Origin of the sequence: Hymenobacter elongatus (assembly GCF_004745955.1) — a bacterium.
In the GTDB taxonomy this organism is placed as follows: domain Bacteria; phylum Bacteroidota; class Bacteroidia; order Cytophagales; family Hymenobacteraceae; genus Hymenobacter; species Hymenobacter elongatus.
Genome location: NZ_SRLD01000016.1, coordinates 73655 through 93978 on the forward strand (window position 1 = coordinate 73655; position 20324 = coordinate 93978).

Sequence of the window (20324 nt, forward strand, 5' to 3'; positions counted from 1 at the left end):
CCGCTTCCGGTGAAAATCGACGACAGGCAGAATGGCCGCAAAGAACGGGAATGATACCAGGTAGGCCTGACCCATCCAGAGCTGTTGGCTAAACGCCGGGTAGGCCTGCGTGAGCCTAATCCAGCATCTTTGCCCCAACCCAGATCAAGCCGCCCGGCCGGTTGCTGCTGGCGATTAAGCCAACCTAAAATCCGGCATCCCGTTTACCCGGCCATGAATTATCTTGTCTGGCTGGTCGTGCTGGCCGTTATCATCTTCCTGTTTTACCGCTACGTCACCCGCGACGCCCGCGTGAAGGCCGCTGCTCTGGCCGCCGATTTTCCGGACGAGTGGCGGCAGATTCTGACAACCCGCGTTGCTTTTTACCTCTCCCTCACCGTGGAGGAAAAGAAGCGCTTCGAGCGGGAAGTGCAGGTATTTCTGGCCCAAACCCGCATTACGGGCCTGCAAACCGAAGTGGATGACGTGACGCGCCTGCTGGTGGCGTCCTCGGCCATTATCCCCATTTTCGGCTTCCGCGACTGGGAATACGGTAACCTGGGCGAAGTATTGATTGTGCCCGATGCCTGGAAGGAAGCCCGCGACCCAAACCGGGAAGTGGCTCCGCTGCAGGGTCAGCTGCTGGGCTCAGTGCGTGGCTTCCAGAACCAGCACTATATGCACCTGTCGAAAGCGTCGCTGGAGCACGGCTTTCAGGACGGGATGGACAAACAGAATGTGGGCATTCATGAGTTTGCCCACATGCTCGACGAGGCCGACGGCGTTATCGACGGCATACCAAAGCTGGCTCTGCCGCCCGAGCTGCTTAAGCCCTGGGCCGAGGTGATGGAGCGCGAAATTGCCGCTATTCGGGAGGGCAACTCGGAAATCAACTCTTATGGCGGCACCAACGAAGCCGAATTCTTCGCCGTCGTGACGGAGTACTTCTTCGAGAAGCCCGAAAAGCTCCAGGAAAACCACCCCGAACTGTATCAGCTCCTGAGCCGGGCCTTGCGGCAAAACCCGAAAAAGCGCTTCCTGCGCTTCAGCGTCGACCCGCGCGAGTGGCTGCAAACCCTGCGCTCCAAACGCAAGTTTGGCCGTAACGATGCCTGCCCCTGCGGCAGCGGTAAGAAGTACAAAGATTGCCACTTGCTGCAGCAGGCAGCCTAGCCGCGCAAACTACCCGGTTTGCGCGTTGCCTAAGAACGTGTTTGGGATGTTGCTTTTCGTGTCGTGCTGAGCGCAGTCGAAGCATCTCTACCGCACTGGCAAATCCAATTACTACTGCGGTAGAGATGCTTCGACTGCGCTCAGCATGACGAAATCGAATTTTTTGACTATTTCCCAATATGCTCTTAGTGAGATGCCTCTTAACCAAGCAGGACAAAAACACAACTATCGCCAAATCGGGCGTCGGCTCAGCGGGTTTAGCGGCACTTCGGCGGTAAGTGGTTATTTTGGGATCTGAACGTTCCCCTTGCCTCTCCCTCTACTGCTTTTCCAATGAAGAAACCGTTGATTTCGGGTGTTGCCGTGGCCACGCTGGGTACTGTGCTCTGGGCCTGCGCGCCCACAGCCAAAACCAATATCGGCACTGCTCTGCCTTCTACTACACCTACTGCCGAGTCGGCAGCCCCACCCGCGCCCGTCGACTGGGGCCGGCAGGCCGACGAGTTTTTGACTAACTATTCCACTGAATATCAGAAGCTCTATACCCAATCGGCGGAGGCAGAGTGGCGCTCCAATACGCGTATTGTGGCCGGCGACTCGACCAACGCCGTAGCCACGGCCCGCGCCAACGAGGCCATGGCCGCCTTCACTGGTAGCGCCGGCAACATCAACGAGCTACGGCAGCTGCTGGAGCATAAGGATCAGCTCCAGGAGTTCCAGATCAAGCAGCTGCAGGCGGCGCTCTACAACGCGGCCAACTCGCCCCAGACCATTGCCGACGTGGTCAAGCGCCGCATCAAGGCCGAAACCCAACAAACCGAGAAGCTCTACGGCTTCGACTACAAGTACCAGGGCAAGTCCGTCACGACCAACGACCTCGACGAGCTGCTGCGCAAGGAAAACAGTCCGCAAAAGCGCCAGGCCATCTGGGAAGCCAGCAAAGCCATCGGCCCCACCCTCAAGGACGGTCTGCTGAACCTGCGCGGGCTGCGCAACGAAACCGTGCAGGCCCTGGGCTACCCCGACTACTTCACCTACCAGGCTTCCGACTACGGCCTGAGCCGGGATGAAATGATGACGCTGGTGCGCCAGATCAACGATGAGCTGAGGCCTCTGTACCGCGAATTGCACACCTACGCCCGCTACGAGCTGGCCAAAAAGTATAAGGTGCAGCAAGTGCCCGACTACCTGCCCGCCTCCTGGCTACCCAACCGCTGGGGCCAGGACTGGAGCGCCATGGTCGACGTGAAGGGCGTGAACCTGGACGCCACACTGGCCAAAAAGGGCGCGGAATGGCAGGTGAAGCAGGCCGAGCGGTTTTACCAAAGCCTGGGCTTTCAGGCGTTGCCGCCGGTGTTCTACGAGAAAAGCAGCCTCTACCCGCTGCCCAAGGGTGCCACGTATAAGAAGAACAACCACGCCTCGGCCTGGCACATGGATCTGAATAACGACGTGCGCAGCCTGATGAGCGTGGAGCCGAACACTGAGTGGTACGAAACCACCCACCACGAGCTGGGCCACATCTACTACTACCTTACCTACACCAACCCCGAGGTGCCGGTGCTGCTGCGGGCCGGGGCCAACCGCGCCTACCACGAAGCCATGGGCAGCCTCATGGGCTTAGCCGCCACTCAGAAGCCGTTTCTGGTAGGCCTGGGCCTGATGGACGCCAAAGCCAAAACCGACGAAACCCAAACGCTGCTCAAAGAAGCCCTCAACTACGTGACCTTCATCCCCTTCTCCTCGGGCGTGATGAGCGAGTGGGAAAACAGCTTCTACGCCGATAAGCTGCCCGCCGACCAACTCAACGCCCGCTGGTGGGAGCTGGTGAAAAAATACCAGGGCATCGTGCCGCCCACCACGCGCGGCGAGCAATACCTCGACCCGGCCACCAAAACCCACATCAACGACGACCCAGCCCAGTACTACGACTATGCCCTGTCCTACGTCATCCTGTTCCAGCTCCACGACCACATTGCCAAGAAAATCCTGAAGCAGGACCCGCACGCTACCAACTACTACGGCAGCAAAGAAGTAGGCACCTTCCTGGCCGACATCATGCGCCCCGGGGCCAGCAAAGACTGGCGTGCGGTGCTCAAGGACAAAACCGGCGAAGACCTCTCCGCCCGCGCCATGGTCGAGTATTTCCAGCCGCTGATGGTGTACCTGAAGGCGCAGAACAAGGGCAGGAAGTACACGATGTAGGTTTTCCAGAGCCTCCAGGAAACAAAAAGCCTCGCCGGTTACGGGCGAGGCTTTTTTCTTACATCCTTGTCGACAGTGAATATAAATATACTGTCGACAATACTAAGCTGGCTATTCACCTGGACTAGAACTTCATTGCCTGCTACCTCCTGCCAAGGATTTTTATTGGTAATCAACAATTCACTCGATTTTAGTCCCCCCTTCCAGTTTAATGTTATTCAAGATAATTACACTGTCACGAACAACATAGGAACCTTGTTGTGGTGGGTTCACAAGACCACTAAGCCATGTGTAAGTGCCGTTTTTTCTTAACACAAGTGAAGACCCGCCTACTCCCGAGTCATAAACAGCCTGAATGATAACTCCCGAATCGTCTTTAACATTTATTCCAGCATCGCCTTGGCATGAGACAAGCACTGTTAACGCTAGAAGCAATAAGGCATTAGCAGAATTTTTCATGTGTATCACTCCCTTGGCAAGCTATCCTTGATTATGTCGCCGCCTGCGCCATGCGCCGCTTCAGCACCTTCGCCAACCCGTCCAAGCGCCGCTCGATGAGCTGGGCTACTTCGTCGTCCTCGTAGTCGATGCCGTTATTGCGGGAGTTGAGGTAGCGGGCCAGGGCGGAGTTTTCGTCCAGCGTGTCGGCCAGCTCCGACTGGGCTGCTTCCCATTCTTCCTGGTGCTGCCCTTTGAGGTAGCGGGCACGCAGCTCTATGGTCTGGCTGACCAGCGCGGCCAGGCGGGCCAGCACGGCTGTTTCCCGCTCCGATATCGTGCGAAACTCCCGGCCAATAACGGCCAGCATGCCCACGCGAGAGCCATCGGGCATTTGAAGCGCGGCTCCGGCATAAAATTTCAGCCCGATGGCCTGGGCTACGTCGGGCTTGATGAGGGTGCAGCTTTCCGGCTTGTAGTCGGAAGTAACGACGGCCTCGTCCTGCAGAATGGCGGCAGAACACATGCTTTCCACTCGCGGCAGGCTGGTAATGCCCTCGGCCCCGGTCACGGATTTAAACCACACGTACTCATCATCGACCAGAGAAATCAGCGAGATGGGCGTGTTAAAAAGCTGCGCCGCCCAGGCCGTGTAGTCGTCAAAAATCGGCTCGGGTGTGGTGTTTACAATGTCGTATTGGTGTAGCGTACGTAGCCGGGCCGCGTCGTTGGCGGGCACCAGAGAATCCGGAAAAGTGGTAGTCATAGGTTGGGGTCAACTCATTGGAGCCGATCGAAAGGGATGGTATACATGCACCACGAAGGTGTACTTCACGACGCGTTGAACTACTTATTGGCAGCAACGAGTCGCGAGGTACACCTGCGCAGTACCAACAACTGGTAACCCGCTTTGGCTAATAATTCGCCTCTGCGGCCGGCAGATCAATCAGAATGAACTGGGCATCTTTCTTGGCCCGAATCTGCACCACATGTTCGTCGGTCATGCGGGCCTGGTCGTTGGGGCCGAGTTCGGTACCGTTGACGAAGATGGTGCCTTCCTTCACGTAGATGAAGGTGTTGCGAATGGGAAAGGTCTTGAACTCGATTTCGTTATCCTCCTTCAGATTCGACCAGTAGATCGTGCTGTTGGAGTTCATATACACCACATCTTCCAGCACTTTTTGGCCCGATACCAGCGGGACCAGCTCATTTTTGCCGTCCAGCAAATCCAGGTCTTTTTGCTCGTAGCTGGGCGCGAGGCCTTTTTGGTTGGGCAAAAACCAGAGCTGGTAGATATGCAACGGCTTATCGGTGCGGTTGAACTCGGAGTGAGCCATGCCCGTGCCGGCCGTCATGCGCTGCACTTCGCCCCTGGGAATGGTGGTTTTGTTCCCCATGGTGTCTTCGTGGGTCACTTCACCATCCAGCACGATAGTTACAATCTCCATTTCGGAGTGCGGGTGCTGCGGAAAGCCCGAATTGGGCGCGATGCTGTCGTCGTTGAAAACCCGCAGCGGCCCGAAGTGAATGTTGTTGGGGTCGTAGTAATCGGCGAAGGAAAACAGGAAATAGCTGCTCAACCAGCTAACGGGCGCGGCATGATGACGGTCGGTGGCGGGGATATACTTCAGCATGATAGTTCGGGGTGGTGGAGTGGGTGCAAAGTGCGTAAAGCATACGCGCCAGAGGGCGGTGAAGTTAGCAGCCACCTGCAAACAAGCAGGCCCGCCCGGAAATCCGGGCAGGCCTTAAGTTGATTTGGGCAGGAGCGCAAGCTCTCCTGTTCGTACTAGCAGTTACGCTTTTTTCAGGGTGTTCATCTGCTGTTGCAAATCCAGCACGATGCTGGCCAAACGGCTCAGCGACAGATCAGCAATGGGGAACGTGCTGCTGATGTAGGAGCGTGCCTCCCAGATTTCCACCACGTCTTCCACGTCAATTTCGTAGGGCGAATACACCGGGTTGTCGGAGTGCAGCGAAAGGGTAGCGCCGTCTTTCAGCCGGTTGAAGATGCGCTTGAACACAATACCTTCCTTGTTGCTGACCACGATGCAGGGCGTTCCATCCTTAATGGTCATCCAGTCGTCGACGTAGCGACCCACGATGACGGTGCCCGAGGCGATGGGCAGCATCGAGTCGCCGGCTATTTCGAAAGCCCGGTAGGTACCGCCCGTACTCAGCATCGGCAGGCGGAACTTCGGCAACTCCTCAATAAACTCGGGGTCGGCGTAGCCATTGAGGTAGCCGGCGCTGGCCTTCAGCGGCACGAGCTCAATGTTCTCGTTCTGCTCCTTGTCAACGGTGAGAGCCAGAATACGCAACCCGTTGGCGGGGCGGGGCGGCGACGGGTCGGGGGCGGAGGCAGGCTCCAGCTGGCGCAAGGCGGCTTTTTGGGCGCTTTTCTTGCTGAAGTCCGTCGTTACGAGCGAGTCCAGGGTGATGCCGAACAAGCGGGCCATATTGACCAGCGTGCTGAGCTTGGGCTCGGCGCGGCCTTCTTCGTAAGCGCCTACTAGCGAGCGTTTAATATTTAGTTTCTCGGCCATCTGAGCCTGAGTCAAGGCTAATTCGCGCCGCCAGAATTTCAGGTTGGTATTAATCATCGCGGGTGGGGAGCCGGGAAAGGCTTCGACATCAAAGGGTTATCGGCTCGTGAAATTAGCAACAAACCCGCAGCTTTACTAATTCAATTAGCTTTAATTTTTTAGAAAAAATGTTCCGGCGTTTTCACCAACCCCCCCTCGGCTGCTCGCTAGAGATTATCGGTGGCAGCCTGGGCCGTGCTGGTACCAGGCCCAGCCCACCACTCCTCGTTGGTCCAGTACTCATTCCAGCCCAGGCGGGCATACTTGGGGTTGATGCTGACTTCCCGCTCGCCGATGCTAAAATCCTGCAGCACCTCGCTGGCAATCGGCAGAAAATTATAGGCCCAGATGACCGGCTTCTGCCCGTTGGTGTGGTAGCTGCGCCAGGTGCCCTCGAACAAGCTGATCGAGCCCCGCGTGGCCGATGCCTCCGTGGCCGGGATAGACAGGCCGAATAGCGCCAGCCCATCGGGCAGGTTGGGGTCGAGGCTGAAATCGACGACTACTTTCCCGGAAAAGGTGCCGGCACCTTTACTGGCCGGCTCTTCGTTGAAAATGTACGTTCCCGTGGCCGTGTAGCCCTTTGCGTTGCTCTTTTCATTATCCAGATACCCGCGCATCTCCGCTGTGCCAATGGCCAGATCATTGATACTTTGCAGCGTAATGGTGCCTGCAAACGGGGTTATGCGGTTTTTGAACCGGTCTTTGCCCGTGACATAGTATATGCTGGGCCGCAGCGTGTCTTTGCGCACCGACAGCAGCACGATTTCCACGCGGTAATGGTCGGCTCCCAGAAAGCCGTTCATGGCGCTGATGCTGGCATCGTCGGCCGGGCACCACAGCTCCGCCAGATCATACTGCGCCAGAAACGTGCGCATCTCAGGCGTCAGCACCGGGAGTACTTCAGGCGTTTTCGCCGAGGCGTTGCGCACCGGAGCCGGCTGGTCAGCTGCCGGGTCGGCGGCGCTGACCTGCTTGACGGCTGAGTGCTGGCAGGCGGCGAGAAACCCCAGGCAACCGAGCAGATAGAAGGTCTTTTTCATAGTACTGCTGAAAGAGAATAACAGGTGGCGCAAAGGCAGCGGCAGAATAATCGGAATCAGCTTCTTATCCGCTACAAAGCAGGTTCCTCGGCTTCGGCCCACCACTCTTCGTTGTCCCAGAATTTCTGCCAACCCACGCGGGTATACTTGCGGTTGATGCTTGGGCCCCGCTCCCCCAGGCTGAAATCCTGTAGAACGGTGTTGGCAATTCCCATGAAGTTACTGGCCCACAACAGCTTAATAGCGGCCGGGTGAGCTACACTATTCCAGGTGCTGGTAAATTTGGAGCCTTCTCCCGCTTCGCCTTCGGTCCACCAATGGATGCGGCCCGGCTGATAGGCAATTCCCTGCGGGGTTTGGGAAAAGGCCACCAGCAGCGTGCCCGTGAAGGTGCCTGCTCCTTCTTCCGCCGGGCTTTCGACCAACCGGAAAGAGCCGCTGGCCTGGTAGTGGCCCAGCGCTTTAAACGATTCGGACTGATAGGGAGCCTTTACTTTTTTCAGGGATTTGAGCGTAATAGTGCCGCTAAAGGGCAGCAGCCGCTCCCGCTCCCGGCTTTTGCCCTGCACATGATACAGGCCCGGATTTTTGCTGTCGCGCCACACCTTTTCAAACACCAGATTAAAGGGGCGGTAGTGCGGGCCCATGTAGCCGAGCATAGTCTGGGCTTCGGCCGGCCGGGCCGATACCAGCCACAGCGGAGCCAGATCGAACTTGCGTAGCAGCACGGCCGGGCTGGCCGCTGATGATGCCGGCTTGCGGGTGGTGGGCCTGGGGGCGGGAACAGCGGCGGCCAGCGTAGTCAGCAGGGCGGCAAGCAGAACAAGCAGCTTCATGGGGTAGCGGAAAAAACGGGCGAAGGAGGCTAAAGCTTTTCGGGCTGAGCGGCGGGGCGGCTACGCGTGGCAACCGACTTTTCGGCCCACCACTCGTCGTTCTGGTAATACTCATTCCAGCCGTAGCGGGCATATTTGGGGTTGACCGTTACATGCCGGCCACCCACGTTGAAGTCACTAAGGACCTCAGCGGCTAAGCGGGCAAAGTCGGCGGCCCAGAGTGCTGACTGCCGCTGCTGATTGTGGTAATAGTAGCCTTCAAAGGCGAAACAGCGGGTATTATGCTTCATCGACAGGTTATCCGCATACAAACTACACTCCTGCTTATCCGATGTATCAAAATCGATGGCCGCAGTGCCCTGCAACAGCCGCTGCTTCGACTGCCGCGACCAGAAGGTAAAGCTGCCGACGGCCGTATACACCTGCAGTTGTGGGTTCTGCTTATTCCTTTGGCCGTGCTGCCGGACCTGCCGCAGCTGAATCTGGCCTTGCAGCGGCGTGATGCGGTGCCGCAGCCGCATCAGAGCCCGCACATGGAACAGGCCGGGCGTCTGCTGGTCTTGCCGGGCCTGCTGAAACACGACTTCGAGCCGCTGGTGGTGCGGGCCCACGAAGCCATTTTGCACGGGGTCTTCCGAGCCCAGCAGCCAGAGGCGGGCAATATCATAACGCCGGAATAAGGCCAGCCGCTCCGGCCGGTTCAGGGTATCGGCCAGCGGCAGCAGCTGCCGGCTGCGCGAAGGCAGCATCATGGGGTCGTAGCTGGCTTCGGCGCGCTGCTCAAATGCGTGCCGCCACCAGGCCCAGGCCACCACGGCCACTACTGCCAAGCTCATCGTCAGGAGAAACCCAAGCAGGATTTTTTTTCCGCGGCTCATCGGATAGTGGGTGTACTATGAAAGGACCGGACCAGCCGCCGCGCCGCGCCCAGTTGAATCAGCACTTCGGCCAGCACCAGGTTGCCGGTCCAGGAAAGCCAGGTGACGGTGAGGTAGGTTTCAATGGGCTTGGTGCCGAATACGTAGTAGAGCAGGTAGCTTTCCGAGCGCAGACTCAGGGCCGCCAGCGTCACGGCGAAGCTGCGGATCATCCAGGCGGTGTGCTCTTCCCAGCGGCGCTGCCGGGCCAGGCGGTAGGCCTGCCAGGTGCTCAGCCACCACACCACGCACTGCAAGGCAAAGCCGACTTTAGCAACCAGTCCACCGTTGGCGAAACCGGCCAGAATCAGGCCCGAAGGCCCGGCCAAAGCCAGTACGGAAATGACGTAGAGCTTGCCCAGATTGCGGTGCAGCGCGGCCCGGCCCCGGAACAGGCGCGGGAAAAACTGCGCCAAGCCCGCCGCCAGCACCCACAGGCTGCTGGTGATATGTACGTAAAAGCCCAGCCGAAACAGCCCGTTGTCGTTGGTAGCGTCCGATTTGGTAGTCAGGAAATGAATACCCGGCTCAAAGGACAGGTATGGCCATACTTTAGTAACCATCAATACGGTAAAGGCGGCTACCAGCGCGCCCGCCAGAAACTGTAGCAGGCGCGGGAAACTCAGGGAAGAAAGCATGGAAAACTGGCGAAGCGCGGAGGCAATATAACGCGGCAGGTATATAGTTATGATATAGTCCGGTCGGTTTTTTTACCAGACTTACCACCCTACAAAATACGACCCTGGAGTTGACGCAGCACAGAATGTAACGCGAAGTTCCACTTCGCGAGGCGTTGCATTCTCCCGAACGACAGTCGTTCAACGCGTCGCGAAGTGGAACTTCGCGTTACAGCAAAAAGCCCTTCTGCGTGTGCAACGGGAAACTGCTTTCTGGTAAAAGGTCGCTTCGTACTGCGCACAGGACGCATTGCTTCGGCTTTGCCTCGCAATGACAACCGATTGCACATCAGCACACTAATCATTAGCACATTAACTTTTCAGCCGCTTCTGATACAGGCCGGCCAAGCGGAGCTTGAAGTAGTCGTATTTCTCGCGCAGGTGGTCGAACAGGTCGCGCAGCTGGGGCTCGCCGCCGAGCTGAGCCCGGGCCGTCGTGATTTCGGCGTACTCGCCCTGGCTCAGAAACTCGTCGAGGCGGATGGACTGGCCTTTGGCGTAGAGCGTCTCGATGTGGGCCCGGATGGTGCTGGCGGCCAGGTTGCGGCGCTCGGCAATTTCATCGATGCTGAGGCCGGCGCGGTGCAGCTGCAGCGTCGTTTCGTGGGTGTCGCCGGCTTCGCGGGTACGGCGGGGCTTCGCGGGTCCGGGCATTTCGTCTTCGTCGTCCTCGGCAGCATCGGACGGATTAGGCGCGCCGCCAAACTCCAGGATGGCCTTGATGAAGACCTCGCCGTAGTTCTCGAACTTCTTCATGCCCACGCCGCCGATGGCCAGCATGGCCGTGCGCGACACGGGCCGCTCGGCCGCCATTTCCTGCAAGGTCGTATCGGTGAAGATGACGTAGGGCGGCACGTTCTGCTCGTCGGCCAGGCGCTTGCGCAGCTGCCGCAGCCGCTCGAAGAGCTGGCCGGCGGCATCGGTGGGCGCACTGGCGGCGCTGGCGGCCTTCTTGCCCCGGGGCTGCTTTTCGGCTTTCTCGGCGGGCTGAAACTTCTTCATCGGCAGCTGGCGCTGGCCTTGCAGCACTAGCTTACCTACCTCCGTGATTTTCAGCGAGTAGCCCTCTTCGTAAGCAATGTAGAGCAAGCCGTCGTTGAGCATCTGGTGAATGTAGCTGTACCAGTCCAGATACGGCAGGTCGCGGCCCGCGCCGTAGGTTTTGATCTGCTCGTAGCCGCCCTGCAGAATGGCTTGGTTGCGCATGCCGCGCAGCACATCGATGAGCAGGCCGATGGGAGCCCGCTCGCGCATGCGCACCACGGCCGACAGCGCTTTCTGGGCCAGCTCGGTACCGTCGAAAGTAGTGGGCGGATTGCGGCAGATGTCGCAGTTGCCGCAGTCTTTTTCCAGGGTTTCGCCGAAGTAGTTGAGCAGGATTTTGCGGCGGCAGGAAGCGGCTTCCGCAAACTGCTGCATCCGTTCCAGCTTGGTGAGGCTGAGTTGGGACAGGCGCGGGTCGGCGTCCTTGGTGAGCATGTCGCGCAGGCTCATCACGTCGGCGAAGCTGTAGAACAGGATGGCCGTGGCCGGGGCTCCGTCGCGCCCGCCGCGCCCGATTTCCTGGTAGTAGCCCTCGATATTTTTGGGCAGGTTGTAGTGAATCACCCAGCGCACGTTGCTCTTGTCGATGCCCATGCCGAAGGCAATGGTAGCCACGATGACCTGCAGATCGTCGCGCAGGAAGCCTTCCTGCACGCTGGCGCGCTGGTTGGGCGTCATGCCGGCGTGGTAGTGGTTGGCCCGCACGCCTTTTTCCTTGAGCTTCTGGGCCAGGGTTTCGCACTGCTTGCGCGAGAGGCAATAGATAATACCCGACTCGCTGGGCCGCGCCGTTACAAATTCCACGATGCTGCCCACGCGGTTCTGGCCGGGGCGCACGATGAGGTTGAGGTTAGGCCTGTCGAAGCTGGAAAGGAACACCTCCGGCTCGTGCATGCGCAGCTGCTGCTGGATGTCGCGCTGGGTGAGGCGGTCGGCGGTGGCGGTGAGGGCAATGATGGGCACCTGCGGAAACTGCTCGCGCAGCACCCGCAGCTGGGTGTACTCGGGCCGGAAATCGTGGCCCCACGACGAGATGCAGTGGGCCTCATCGATGGCAAACATGCTGATGCGCAGGCGCTGCAAAAACTGCAGAAACCCCGGCGAGACCAGCTTTTCGGGGCTCACATACAGCAGCTTCAGGTAGCCGTTGAGGCAGTCGGAGGCAATGCTGGTTTGCTCGCTCTGGCCCACGCTGCTGTTGATGTACTCGGCCGGAATACCGTTGGCCTTAAGCGCCTCCACCTGGTCCTTCATCAGGGCAATGAGGGGCGAAACGACCACGCAGACGCCCTCCTGCACCACGGCCGGCACCTGGAAGCACACCGATTTGCCGCCCCCGGTGGGCATGAGCACCACCGTATCCTTGCCGCTCATGATGTTGGAAATGATACTTTCCTGCATGGGCCGGAAGGTATCGTAGCCGTAATACTGCTTCAGGACGCGCCGGGCAGAATCGAGCGTGGGCGCAAGGGGTTCGGGGGTAAACAACATGCGGTAAAAATACGACGGTAAAACGGGAGTTTCAGGAGTTTTCTCAGGGTAAGCCAACGCCAAACGGGCGGAAATTGTGCCCTTCCACCGACTAATTCTGGACTGCCGGACCAGTGGCGGGGGCATGAAGCAGCTCCGTCATAAATTCATATCCTGAGATATAAAAATGTATTTCTAGCTTGCGTCATCCATTTACTTTTAACCATTTAATTTGAAGAATCTACGTTTTACTTGGGTGTTGGCCGTGGGCCTGGGGGCACTGGGCGTCACGGGCTGTGCCGAGAAAGAATCGTCGGTGAATGAGCTGACTGTGCAGGCGAATGCCGCTGCCCCGGCCGGGCAGATTATTTCCTCGGCGCAGGCCGTGGAATGGACCACCCGCTTTCAGGAGGCGAATCCGCAGGAAATTTGGGCGGTCTTCACTGAAGCCGGCATCTTCAACCAGCTGCTCAGCCAGGCCGACTGCCAGGGCCTGCGCCTCTACCACGGCACCGACAGCGGTGGCGACAACACATTTGTGATGGTTGGCGTGAACAGCGAGGGGGCCGACATGACCGAGGGCCTGCTGGCCGACGAAGCTGCTAAGTGCCCACCCAACAGCTACCGCAGCATTCTGCTAGCCAAGCCGGGTGAGGAGCCAAAGGCACCAGTGCTGCCCGCTGGCACCCTTATTCCGCTGGACAAGGCCATTGAAATGACCATGCACTACCAGGCTAAGCATGCCGGCAGTGGCCGGGCCGGCTACTTCAGCTCCCGCGTGTACTGGGAGCTGCTCGAGCAGCCCGGCTGCATCGGCATTCGGGTGTATAAGGGCCTGAAAGAGGGAAACATCGAGTGCTTCGTGCTGGTCGGCGTCAACGAGAAGGGTGTCGACATGACCGAGGGCCTGCTCTACGATATGGCGGCCCCCTGCCCGCCCAACTGCAGCGCCGAAAGTCCACTGATGCACGGGGAGCAGTAGCCTGTCCTGCTTACTCAAGGCCAAACGGCCGGCCCCGGGAAGTTCCGGGGCCGGCCGTTTTCGTAGCTGCCACTGGCTGACCAATTACTCCGGCAACGCCCGCGTGTAGGTGTGCGACACGGGCACGGGTCTCTCAGGGCCCGCTGGAGCTGCTCGATGAGGCGGCCATAGATCGTATGCGCTGGCCGGCACTGACTGGGCGCGGCGACCACGCAGACGCCTTCCTGCACCACTGCCGGCACCTGGAAACACACCGATTTGCCGCCCCCGGTGGGCATGAGCACCACCGTGTCGCGGCCGCTCATGATGTTGGGATGTCTTCCTGCATCGGCCGGAGGGAATCGTAGCCGTACTACTGCTTCAGGACGCGCCGGGCCAATTTGATGATCGGCATGAGGGATTCGGGGGCAAATAACATGCGGTAAAAACACGACGGTAAACTGGGCGTTGCGCCACCGCCTTACCCTACCCGACCGGCTCGCACGGAGAGGTATCTACCATAGTAATGTTCGCGGGGCCGTCATAACAGACTAAACGCATTTGAATAAGCTCGACTGTTCAGCAAGTCTGTAAAGGGGGCTTTTGCTGAAAGCCTGTTCCGCGACGACGGCACGCATCAAAGCAAAAAGTGGCTCTAAAACCATCTGGAATGATCGAGCTTATTCAAATGCGTTTAGTCTGGCCGTCATAGATTCATATCCTGAGATATAAAAATGTATTTCTAGCTTGCAGCTTTATTCATTCTTAACCATTTGAATCGATGAAACTACGTTTTACGTGGGTATTTGCCGTGGGCCTGGGGGCACTGAGCCTGGCCAGCTGCTCGGAGAAGCAGGCGGCGCGCGACTTGACCGTGCAGCCCGATGTGACGGCCCAGGCGGGGCAGGTGATTTCCTCGGCCCAAGCCGTGGAATGGACCCACCGCTTCCAGAAGACCCACCCCAACGAAATGTGGGACGCTTTCACGGACGCCACTATTTTCAACGGGATTCTGGACCAGAAAGGCTGTCTGGGCCTGCGCATCTACCACGCCGTTAATAAGCAGGGCAACAATACCTTCGTGCTGGTAGGGGTAAACGCTGTAGGCGACATGACGGATGGCGACATTTCCGACGAGTCGCCAACGGGTCCGCCCCACCCATTCAACAGCATCCTGGTTTCGACCAAGATTGGGGAGCAAAAGCTGCTCCCCGTGCTGAAAGGCGGGGCGCTTATTCCGGTGGAGCAGGCGGCCGACATGACGAGAACCTACCGCAAGTTGCACCCGCAAGGCGTATGGGCCGGTTACTTCAGCGCCAAGGTATACCGTAACCTGCTGGCCCAACCCGGCTGCATCGGTCTCCGCGTGTACAAGGGCCTCAAGGAAGGCAATGAGGAATGCTTCGTGATGGTTGGCGTCAATCAGGCTGGCGCTGACATAACCGAAGGCGAAGTGTACGATATGGCTCTCCCCTGCCCTCCAAACCAGGTAGCAAGCCGCCTGATGCAGTAGTACTGCCCAGCCTTTTCGGCTTTGATACAGTCAGCGCCCGGTTTCCGCGAAGGAAGCCGGGCGCTTTGGCATTTACGGGCAGTTGGTGGCGCGCTACTCCGGCAAGGCGCGGGTGTAGGTGTGCGACACCGGCACGGGGCCCTTCACGCCCTGCTGGGCCAGGGCCCGCTGGAGCTGCTCGATGAGGCGGCCATAGGCGGGTATGCTCTGGCCGGCGCGGGTGTAAGCCCGAAAAGCCACGCTCATGCCGCCGGGCTTGAGGGCCGTCACCACTACTTCGGGCGCCGGATCGGGCAGCACCTGGGCGTCGGCCAGCATGAGCGGCACGGCCCAGGCCCGCACGGCGGCCAGGTCGTTGGCACCGTCAATTTCGGCCGGAATATCGACCAGGGCCCGGTTTTGGGCGGTTTTGTTGACAATGACGTTGTTGGACGTCGCGCCGTTGGGCAGGATGATGGTGTCGCCCTGGGGCGTGACGAGGATGGTGTTGAAAATCTGAATCTCACGCACCTCCCCGGTTTTGCCCTGGCTCTCAATCACGTCGCCGACCACGTAGGGCTTGAAGATCAGGATGAGCACGCCGCCGGCAAAGTTGGCCAGCGTGCCCTGCAGGGCCAGCCCCACGGCCAGGCCCGCTGCCCCCAGAATGGCCACGAACGACGTTGTCTCGAAGCCCACCATGCCGGCCACCGAAATCAGCAGCAGCACCTTCAGCACGATGTTAACCAGGCTGGTCAGAAACGAGCGGAGCGACACGTCGAGCCGGGCGGTGGATGCGGTGATGAGCCGGCTGACCCGCCCGATAACCCACCAGCCAATGACCAGCGCCAGCAGGGCCATAAACACGCGGGGCAGATAGAGCACGAGCAAGGTTTGGAGCTGTTGGGCGTAAGTGGAAATTTGATTCATGGCAGGAAGAGGAAGTGTAGCGGGATGATAGGGAATCAGCGGCGGGTGTACGCAAGTCGCTCAGGAAGCAAACATAGGCAAGTGGCGGCGCAACCTGGTGGTAGGCCGCTGGCTAGAGCGGTTTGAGGTAGCCCAAAAATGATCAGAACGGTGTAGAGACGCGACCCTTCGCATCTCCTCGCGTGCGCCGGCCCAACGATTATCGTTCAACGAGGAGACGCGAAAGGTCGCGTCTCTACACTGTTCCACTGGTACTGGCGCTACTTCAAACAGCTTCCTAGTAAAGCAGGTGTCGCCCTGCTGGCGCTGTTGGAAAGGCAAGCCAATCATTTGTCTACCGACGTTTTGCCCTACTAGGGCTAGTACGCGGCACCTTGCACCGCAGGTTATATAGTTGGAGTCATTGAAAGAAATATATAACCTACCTTGTTGTATATTCTATTCGCTTATCAGTAGGATATAACCAATACCCCGCTCTGCTGCCCCGTCCGTTTCGCTACTGGCTGCCGTGCGGCGGCATTTTGGGATGGACCAGCAGGAGCTGGCGCACTACCTGGGCATCACGCAAGCTATGGGGAGCCAGGCGGAAGCGGGACGGCGCGGACTGGGGGCGGCGGCCCGGCAGGCGCCGGAAACACTGGCCGCCCACTTGCCCCCTACCCCGGCCGCGCCCGTTGCCCCGCCTGCTGCTGTACCTACTGCGCCCCCGCTGCTACGCTTGGCTGCTCCCGAAACTGCCCCGCTGGCCGCCCGCCTCGACTATTGCCAGCACCACGCCCGCCGCCTGCGCCGCTTGCTGCGCCCCCTAGAAGCACAGGCGGCCACGGCTGCCCGCTGGCACGCGGCCCGGCCCGCGTTGCTGGCCACCCTGCCGCCCGCCCCCGAGCCTACCGATACTCTATCTGAGGCCACCGGGCCGGGCGACTGGGCCGCCTACCTGCGCTGGTACCGCCGCCACTGGCTGCTCGCCCGCCCCACGGCCCTGCCCCCCGCCGCGAGTGCCCGCTACCACCTGCTGCGCCTGCAGGCCGAAGCCCTGGAAACGGCAGCGGCAGCGCTGCTGGTCCTGCTGGGGTAGCCGGCCCGTACGTACCAAAAAGCCCCGCGACCAGGCAGGTCGCGGGGCTTTGGTTGGCGGGGGGGGTAGTAGCACGAACTGGGCAGTTCGCGCTACTTGGCCAGCTCCAGCACTACGGCCGTTTTGGCGGGCAGCTGCAAGGTCGCAAGGTCGTTGAGCGGAGCCTTGGTCAGCACGTTGCGACCCTTGGTGAAGCCGCTCATCCGTTCCGAGAAGCGGGCCGTGGGCAGGCCGGCGGGCTTGTCGGTGGTGTTGGTAGCCACCATCACCGTGCCGGTAGCATCGTAGCGGAAGTACACGTAGAGGCCGTTTTCGGGCAAGTACTGCATCAGCTTGCCCTCGTGCAGCACCTTGTGGTCGCGGCGGTAGGTGGCCAGGCTTTTGACAAAGTCGAAGGCCTCGTTCTCGCGGGCCGAGCGGCCGGCGGCGGTGAACTTGTCCTCCTTATCGCCGGGCCAGCCGCCGGGAAAGTCGCGGCGCACTTCGGCGTCGGTCGGGTCCTTGAAGTTCTTCATCAGAATTTCGGTGCCGTAGTACATACTCGGGATGCCCCGGGTAGTCAGCAGCCAGGTCAGGCCTATCTTGTACTTGTCGAGGTCGTCGCCGATTTCGGACAGAAAGCGGTTTTTATCGTGATTGTCGAGCAGGGTCACCAGCTTGTTTGGGTCCTGGTACACTACATCCTGGGCCAGGGTTTGATACACATGCTGCGGGCCGCCGTCCCAGCCGGTAGCAGCGGGGGTACCCGTTTCGCGCAGGGCAGCGAGCATTGCGTCTTCGAGCACGAAGTCGATGGTGCCGGGCTGGTTCGACTTAAAGGGGAAGTCGATTTTGTTGCGGGTGTAGTACGCCTGATCCACCACGTTACTCACCATCGACTCGCCGAAGATGTGCAGGCGGGGGTATTCGGCCAGCAGGGCCGCGTTGCAGCGGTTCATAAACGGCTGGTCGTTGTACATGTAGGTATCGATGCGCCAGGCGTCGATACCGAAGTTCTCTACCACCCAAATGGCGTTTTCAATCAGGTAGTTGGCCACGTACGGGTTGCCCTGGTTGAGGTCGGGCAGGAAGGGCACAAACCAACCGTCGAGGCTGATCTTGCGGTCAATCTGGGCCGCGTGCGGGTCGGTGATGGGATTGTAGCGGTACGAGGTATTGGTGTAAGTAGGCCACTGGTGCAGCCAGCTTTTCATGGGCAGATCCTGCAGAATCCAGTGGGTGTTGCCTACGTGGTTATACACGGCATCCTGCACCACCTTCAGCCCGGCGGCGTGGGCCTGCTGCACGTAGGCTTTGTAGGCCTCGTTGCCGCCAAAGCGCTTGTCGATGTTGTACTGATCGGTGAAGCCGTAGCCGTGGTAGGAGGCGCGCATGGTGCCGCCCTCGTTGGTCAGGGGCTGGTTGTTTTCAATCAGGGGCGTAAACCAGACGGCCGTTACGCCCAGGTCCTTGAGGTAGCCAATGCGCTGAGCGGCACCCTTCAGGTCGCCACCGTGGCGCAGAAAGGGGTTGGCGCGGTCAGAGCCGGGGTCGCGCAGGTCGGCAAACTTGTCGTTGCTGGCGTCGCCGTTGGCAAACCGGTCGGGCATGGCCAGGTAAATGAAGTCGGCGGCCGTGACGCCCTGCGCCTTGGGCGAGTTGTCGCGCGCCCGCAGCTCCCAGGCCTGGGTCACGGTTTGCGTCCCCTTCTTCCCTACGATCTGCACCTGGCCGGGCTTGGCGGTAGCGGCAATGGTGAGGTCCAGAAAGGCATAGTTGGGGTTTTCAACGGTGTTGGTTTTCACCAGCTTCACGCCCGGGTAGGCAATGGTATAGGTCATGGTGCCGGCCTGGGGCCCGTAGACGAGCAGCTGCACGTTGCCATTTTTCATACCTACCCACCAGTTGGTCGGGTTTATTCGGGTGATGGCCGGTGTCTGGGCCACCGATAACAGCGGAAACAGGAGTACCAGCAGCAGCCAGGAATAGCGTTGTTTCATACGAGAAAGGGAGTTAGGAAGAGGAACAGCACGGCCGTGGGCAGATATTAGAACCGAACTACCCGGCCTGCAATACTAGCAATAAATGACGCAACAAAAACACCCCTGTTAAAACCTAAGAACCCCGCCCGCACGGTGCGTGGGCGGGGTTCTGAAGAAAACCTGGACCAGATAAGCCAGCAGCTTACTCCGACTCCGGCCGGGCTGCCTTGCGCGTGCCCTGGTAGAGCTCGTACTTCAGCAGGCGGCAGTCGATGGGGCCGTTGTAGAGCGGGGTACGGCGCGAGGCCTTCAGCCCCACCCGCTTGGCGGCTTCGAGGTTGCCCGTGAATAAGTAGGCGTCGTAGCCCTGGAAGCTGGTTTTGAGCGTGTCGCCGATGGTTTTGTAGAGCGCATCCATCTGGGTTTCCTCCCCGATTCGCTCCCCGTAGGGCGGGTTGGAAATAACGATGCCGGCCGGTTCCTGCGCCGGGGCCTGGGCGTCCTTCACGTCGCGCACGCCCAGCCGAATGTAGTCTTCGAGGTCGGCGGCCACCACGTTTTCGCGGGCCAGCTCGATGTAGTCGGCCGACAAATCAGAGCCGGCAATGTAGGCCTGGGGCTCCTCGATGCGGGCACTGCGGGCGTCCATCTGCACCGATTCCCAGAGTGCCTGGTCGAAGTCGGGCCAGTTCTGGAAGCCGAACTTGCCCTGGTGGTAGAGGCCCGGCGCGATGCGCTGAGCAATGAGTGCCGCCTCGGTCAGGAGCGTGCCCGAGCCGCACATGGGGTCAATAAAGGGCTTTTTGCCATCCCAGCCCGTGAGCAGAATGATGCCGGCGGCCAGGGCTTCGTTCAGCGGGGCCACGTTGGTTTGCTGGCGGTAGCCGCGCCGGTGCAGCGATTCGCCGGAAGCATCGAGGCTTAGTACCACATCGTTCTCAATCATGTGCAGATGCAGCCGGATATCGGGATTTTTCACGTCCACGCTGGGCCGCGAGCCGGTGCGGTTGCGGAACTGGTCCACGATGGCATCCTTGGTGAGCTGGGCCACATACAGGGAGTGCTCGAAGGTCGACTTGTTGACCACCGCCGTGATGGCGAAGGTTTGCTCGGGCCGGATGTACTGGCTCCAGTCGAGGCGGCCAACTTCGCGGTACAGGGCCTTTTCGTCGTGGGCGTAAAAGCCGGCGAAAGGCTTCAGGATGCGCACGGCGGTGCGGCACCACAGATTGGCCTCGTAGAGCAGCTGCTTGGTGCCGGTAAACTCGACGGCCCGCTGCCCGATCTTCTCAATTTTGGCTCCCAGGCTCCGCAGCTCCTGGGCCAGCACTTCTTCCAGGCCAAACTGGGTGGTGGCCGTCATAAAAAAGGGAACGTCGCGGCGGTTTTCGGACATGGGGCAGATGGTTTGCTGGAAAGGAAGAGCGGCAAAGGTCGTGGTTTTTGTTTGGCCATTCCCCACGCCTGTCATCCTGAGCGGCGCGAAGCAAAGCGAAGGACCCTCCTCACCTGAGTGATAAGCATACTTCAACGGG

The 20324-nt window shown here is 59.7% G+C and carries 17 protein-coding genes and 1 pseudogene; 5 read left to right on the forward strand and 13 right to left on the reverse strand.

Translation table 11 applies throughout. The annotated features are described in order from the left end of the window. Positions 1 to 213 precede the first annotated feature (213 nt). Together E5J99_RS09940 and E5J99_RS09945 are read left to right on the forward strand one after the other, a co-directional pair. The gene (locus E5J99_RS09940; RefSeq protein ID WP_135497575.1) at positions 214 to 1152 is read left to right on the forward strand and encodes a M90 family metallopeptidase; all 939 of its coding nucleotides are present in this window, start codon (positions 214 to 216) and stop codon (positions 1150 to 1152) included. Positions 1153 to 1485: 333 nt separating this feature from the next. Then, the gene (locus tag E5J99_RS09945; protein WP_135497576.1) at positions 1486 to 3357 is read left to right on the forward strand and encodes a M2 family metallopeptidase; all 1872 of its coding nucleotides are present in this window, start codon (positions 1486 to 1488) and stop codon (positions 3355 to 3357) included. Between the two features lie 180 nt (positions 3358 to 3537). Here the strand turns inward: E5J99_RS09945 and E5J99_RS09950 are convergent, their stop codons facing one another. From E5J99_RS09950 to recQ, 9 genes are all read right to left on the reverse strand, one after another. Further along, positions 3538 to 3816: a hypothetical protein gene (locus E5J99_RS09950; RefSeq protein WP_135497577.1), complete on the reverse strand. Its 279-nt coding sequence runs from the start codon at positions 3814 to 3816 to the stop codon at positions 3538 to 3540. A gap of 31 nt (positions 3817 to 3847) precedes the next feature. Beyond that, positions 3848 to 4561 (reverse strand): GAF domain-containing protein, encoded by a 714-nt coding sequence (locus E5J99_RS09955; protein WP_135497578.1) that lies wholly within the window; start codon positions 4559 to 4561, stop codon positions 3848 to 3850. A 148-nt stretch (positions 4562 to 4709) separates the two neighbouring features. Continuing rightward, on the reverse strand, positions 4710 to 5429 hold the full coding sequence (locus E5J99_RS09960; RefSeq protein ID WP_135497579.1) for a pirin family protein: 720 nt from the start codon (positions 5427 to 5429) through the stop codon (positions 4710 to 4712). 162 nt (positions 5430 to 5591) lie between these two features. Further along, positions 5592 to 6398, reverse strand: coding sequence for a LexA family transcriptional regulator (locus E5J99_RS09965; RefSeq protein WP_135497580.1), 807 nt, complete (start codon positions 6396 to 6398; stop codon positions 5592 to 5594). Positions 6399 to 6547: 149 nt separating this feature from the next. Beyond that, positions 6548 to 7423, reverse strand: a complete 876-nt coding sequence (locus E5J99_RS09970) for a hypothetical protein (RefSeq protein ID WP_135497581.1) — start codon at positions 7421 to 7423, stop codon at positions 6548 to 6550. 71 nt (positions 7424 to 7494) lie between these two features. Beyond that, positions 7495 to 8259 (reverse strand): hypothetical protein, encoded by a 765-nt coding sequence (locus E5J99_RS09975; RefSeq protein WP_135497582.1) that lies wholly within the window; start codon positions 8257 to 8259, stop codon positions 7495 to 7497. A 29-nt stretch (positions 8260 to 8288) separates the two neighbouring features. Continuing rightward, the gene (locus E5J99_RS09980) at positions 8289 to 9137 is read right to left on the reverse strand and encodes a hypothetical protein (protein WP_135497583.1); all 849 of its coding nucleotides are present in this window, start codon (positions 9135 to 9137) and stop codon (positions 8289 to 8291) included. Further along, positions 9134 to 9814, reverse strand: a complete 681-nt coding sequence (locus E5J99_RS09985; protein WP_135497584.1) for a DUF2306 domain-containing protein — start codon at positions 9812 to 9814, stop codon at positions 9134 to 9136. The genes E5J99_RS09980 and E5J99_RS09985 overlap by 4 nt, the downstream gene beginning before the upstream one ends. A gap of 351 nt (positions 9815 to 10165) precedes the next feature. Next, complete coding sequence (gene recQ, locus E5J99_RS09990) at positions 10166 to 12388, reverse strand: DNA helicase RecQ (RefSeq protein ID WP_135497585.1); 2223 nt, start codon at positions 12386 to 12388, stop codon at positions 10166 to 10168. A 211-nt stretch (positions 12389 to 12599) separates the two neighbouring features. On the opposite strand from recQ, the gene E5J99_RS09995 reads away from it, so the two are divergent. Then, the gene (locus E5J99_RS09995; RefSeq protein ID WP_135497586.1) at positions 12600 to 13349 is read left to right on the forward strand and encodes a hypothetical protein; all 750 of its coding nucleotides are present in this window, start codon (positions 12600 to 12602) and stop codon (positions 13347 to 13349) included. Between the two features lie 197 nt (positions 13350 to 13546). Here E5J99_RS09995 and E5J99_RS22250 read toward each other — a convergent pair. Further along, positions 13547 to 13743 (reverse strand): annotated as a pseudogene (locus tag E5J99_RS22250) (DEAD/DEAH box helicase); the annotation flags it as partial. Between the two features lie 366 nt (positions 13744 to 14109). On the opposite strand from E5J99_RS22250, the gene E5J99_RS10000 reads away from it, so the two are divergent. Continuing rightward, the gene (locus tag E5J99_RS10000; RefSeq protein ID WP_135497587.1) at positions 14110 to 14841 is read left to right on the forward strand and encodes a hypothetical protein; all 732 of its coding nucleotides are present in this window, start codon (positions 14110 to 14112) and stop codon (positions 14839 to 14841) included. A gap of 93 nt (positions 14842 to 14934) precedes the next feature. Here the strand turns inward: E5J99_RS10000 and E5J99_RS10005 are convergent, their stop codons facing one another. Beyond that, complete coding sequence (locus E5J99_RS10005; RefSeq protein WP_135497588.1) at positions 14935 to 15750, reverse strand: mechanosensitive ion channel family protein; 816 nt, start codon at positions 15748 to 15750, stop codon at positions 14935 to 14937. Positions 15751 to 16258: 508 nt separating this feature from the next. On the opposite strand from E5J99_RS10005, the gene E5J99_RS10010 reads away from it, so the two are divergent. After that, complete coding sequence (locus E5J99_RS10010) at positions 16259 to 16828, forward strand: helix-turn-helix domain-containing protein (protein WP_135497589.1); 570 nt, start codon at positions 16259 to 16261, stop codon at positions 16826 to 16828. Between the two features lie 92 nt (positions 16829 to 16920). Here E5J99_RS10010 and E5J99_RS10015 read toward each other — a convergent pair whose 3' ends face one another. Next, on the reverse strand, positions 16921 to 18807 hold the full coding sequence (locus E5J99_RS10015) for an alpha-amylase family glycosyl hydrolase (RefSeq protein WP_135497590.1): 1887 nt from the start codon (positions 18805 to 18807) through the stop codon (positions 16921 to 16923). Between the two features lie 184 nt (positions 18808 to 18991). Beyond that, positions 18992 to 20185: a THUMP domain-containing class I SAM-dependent RNA methyltransferase gene (locus E5J99_RS10020; RefSeq protein WP_135497591.1), complete on the reverse strand. Its 1194-nt coding sequence runs from the start codon at positions 20183 to 20185 to the stop codon at positions 18992 to 18994. Positions 20186 to 20324: the final 139 nt, after the last annotated feature.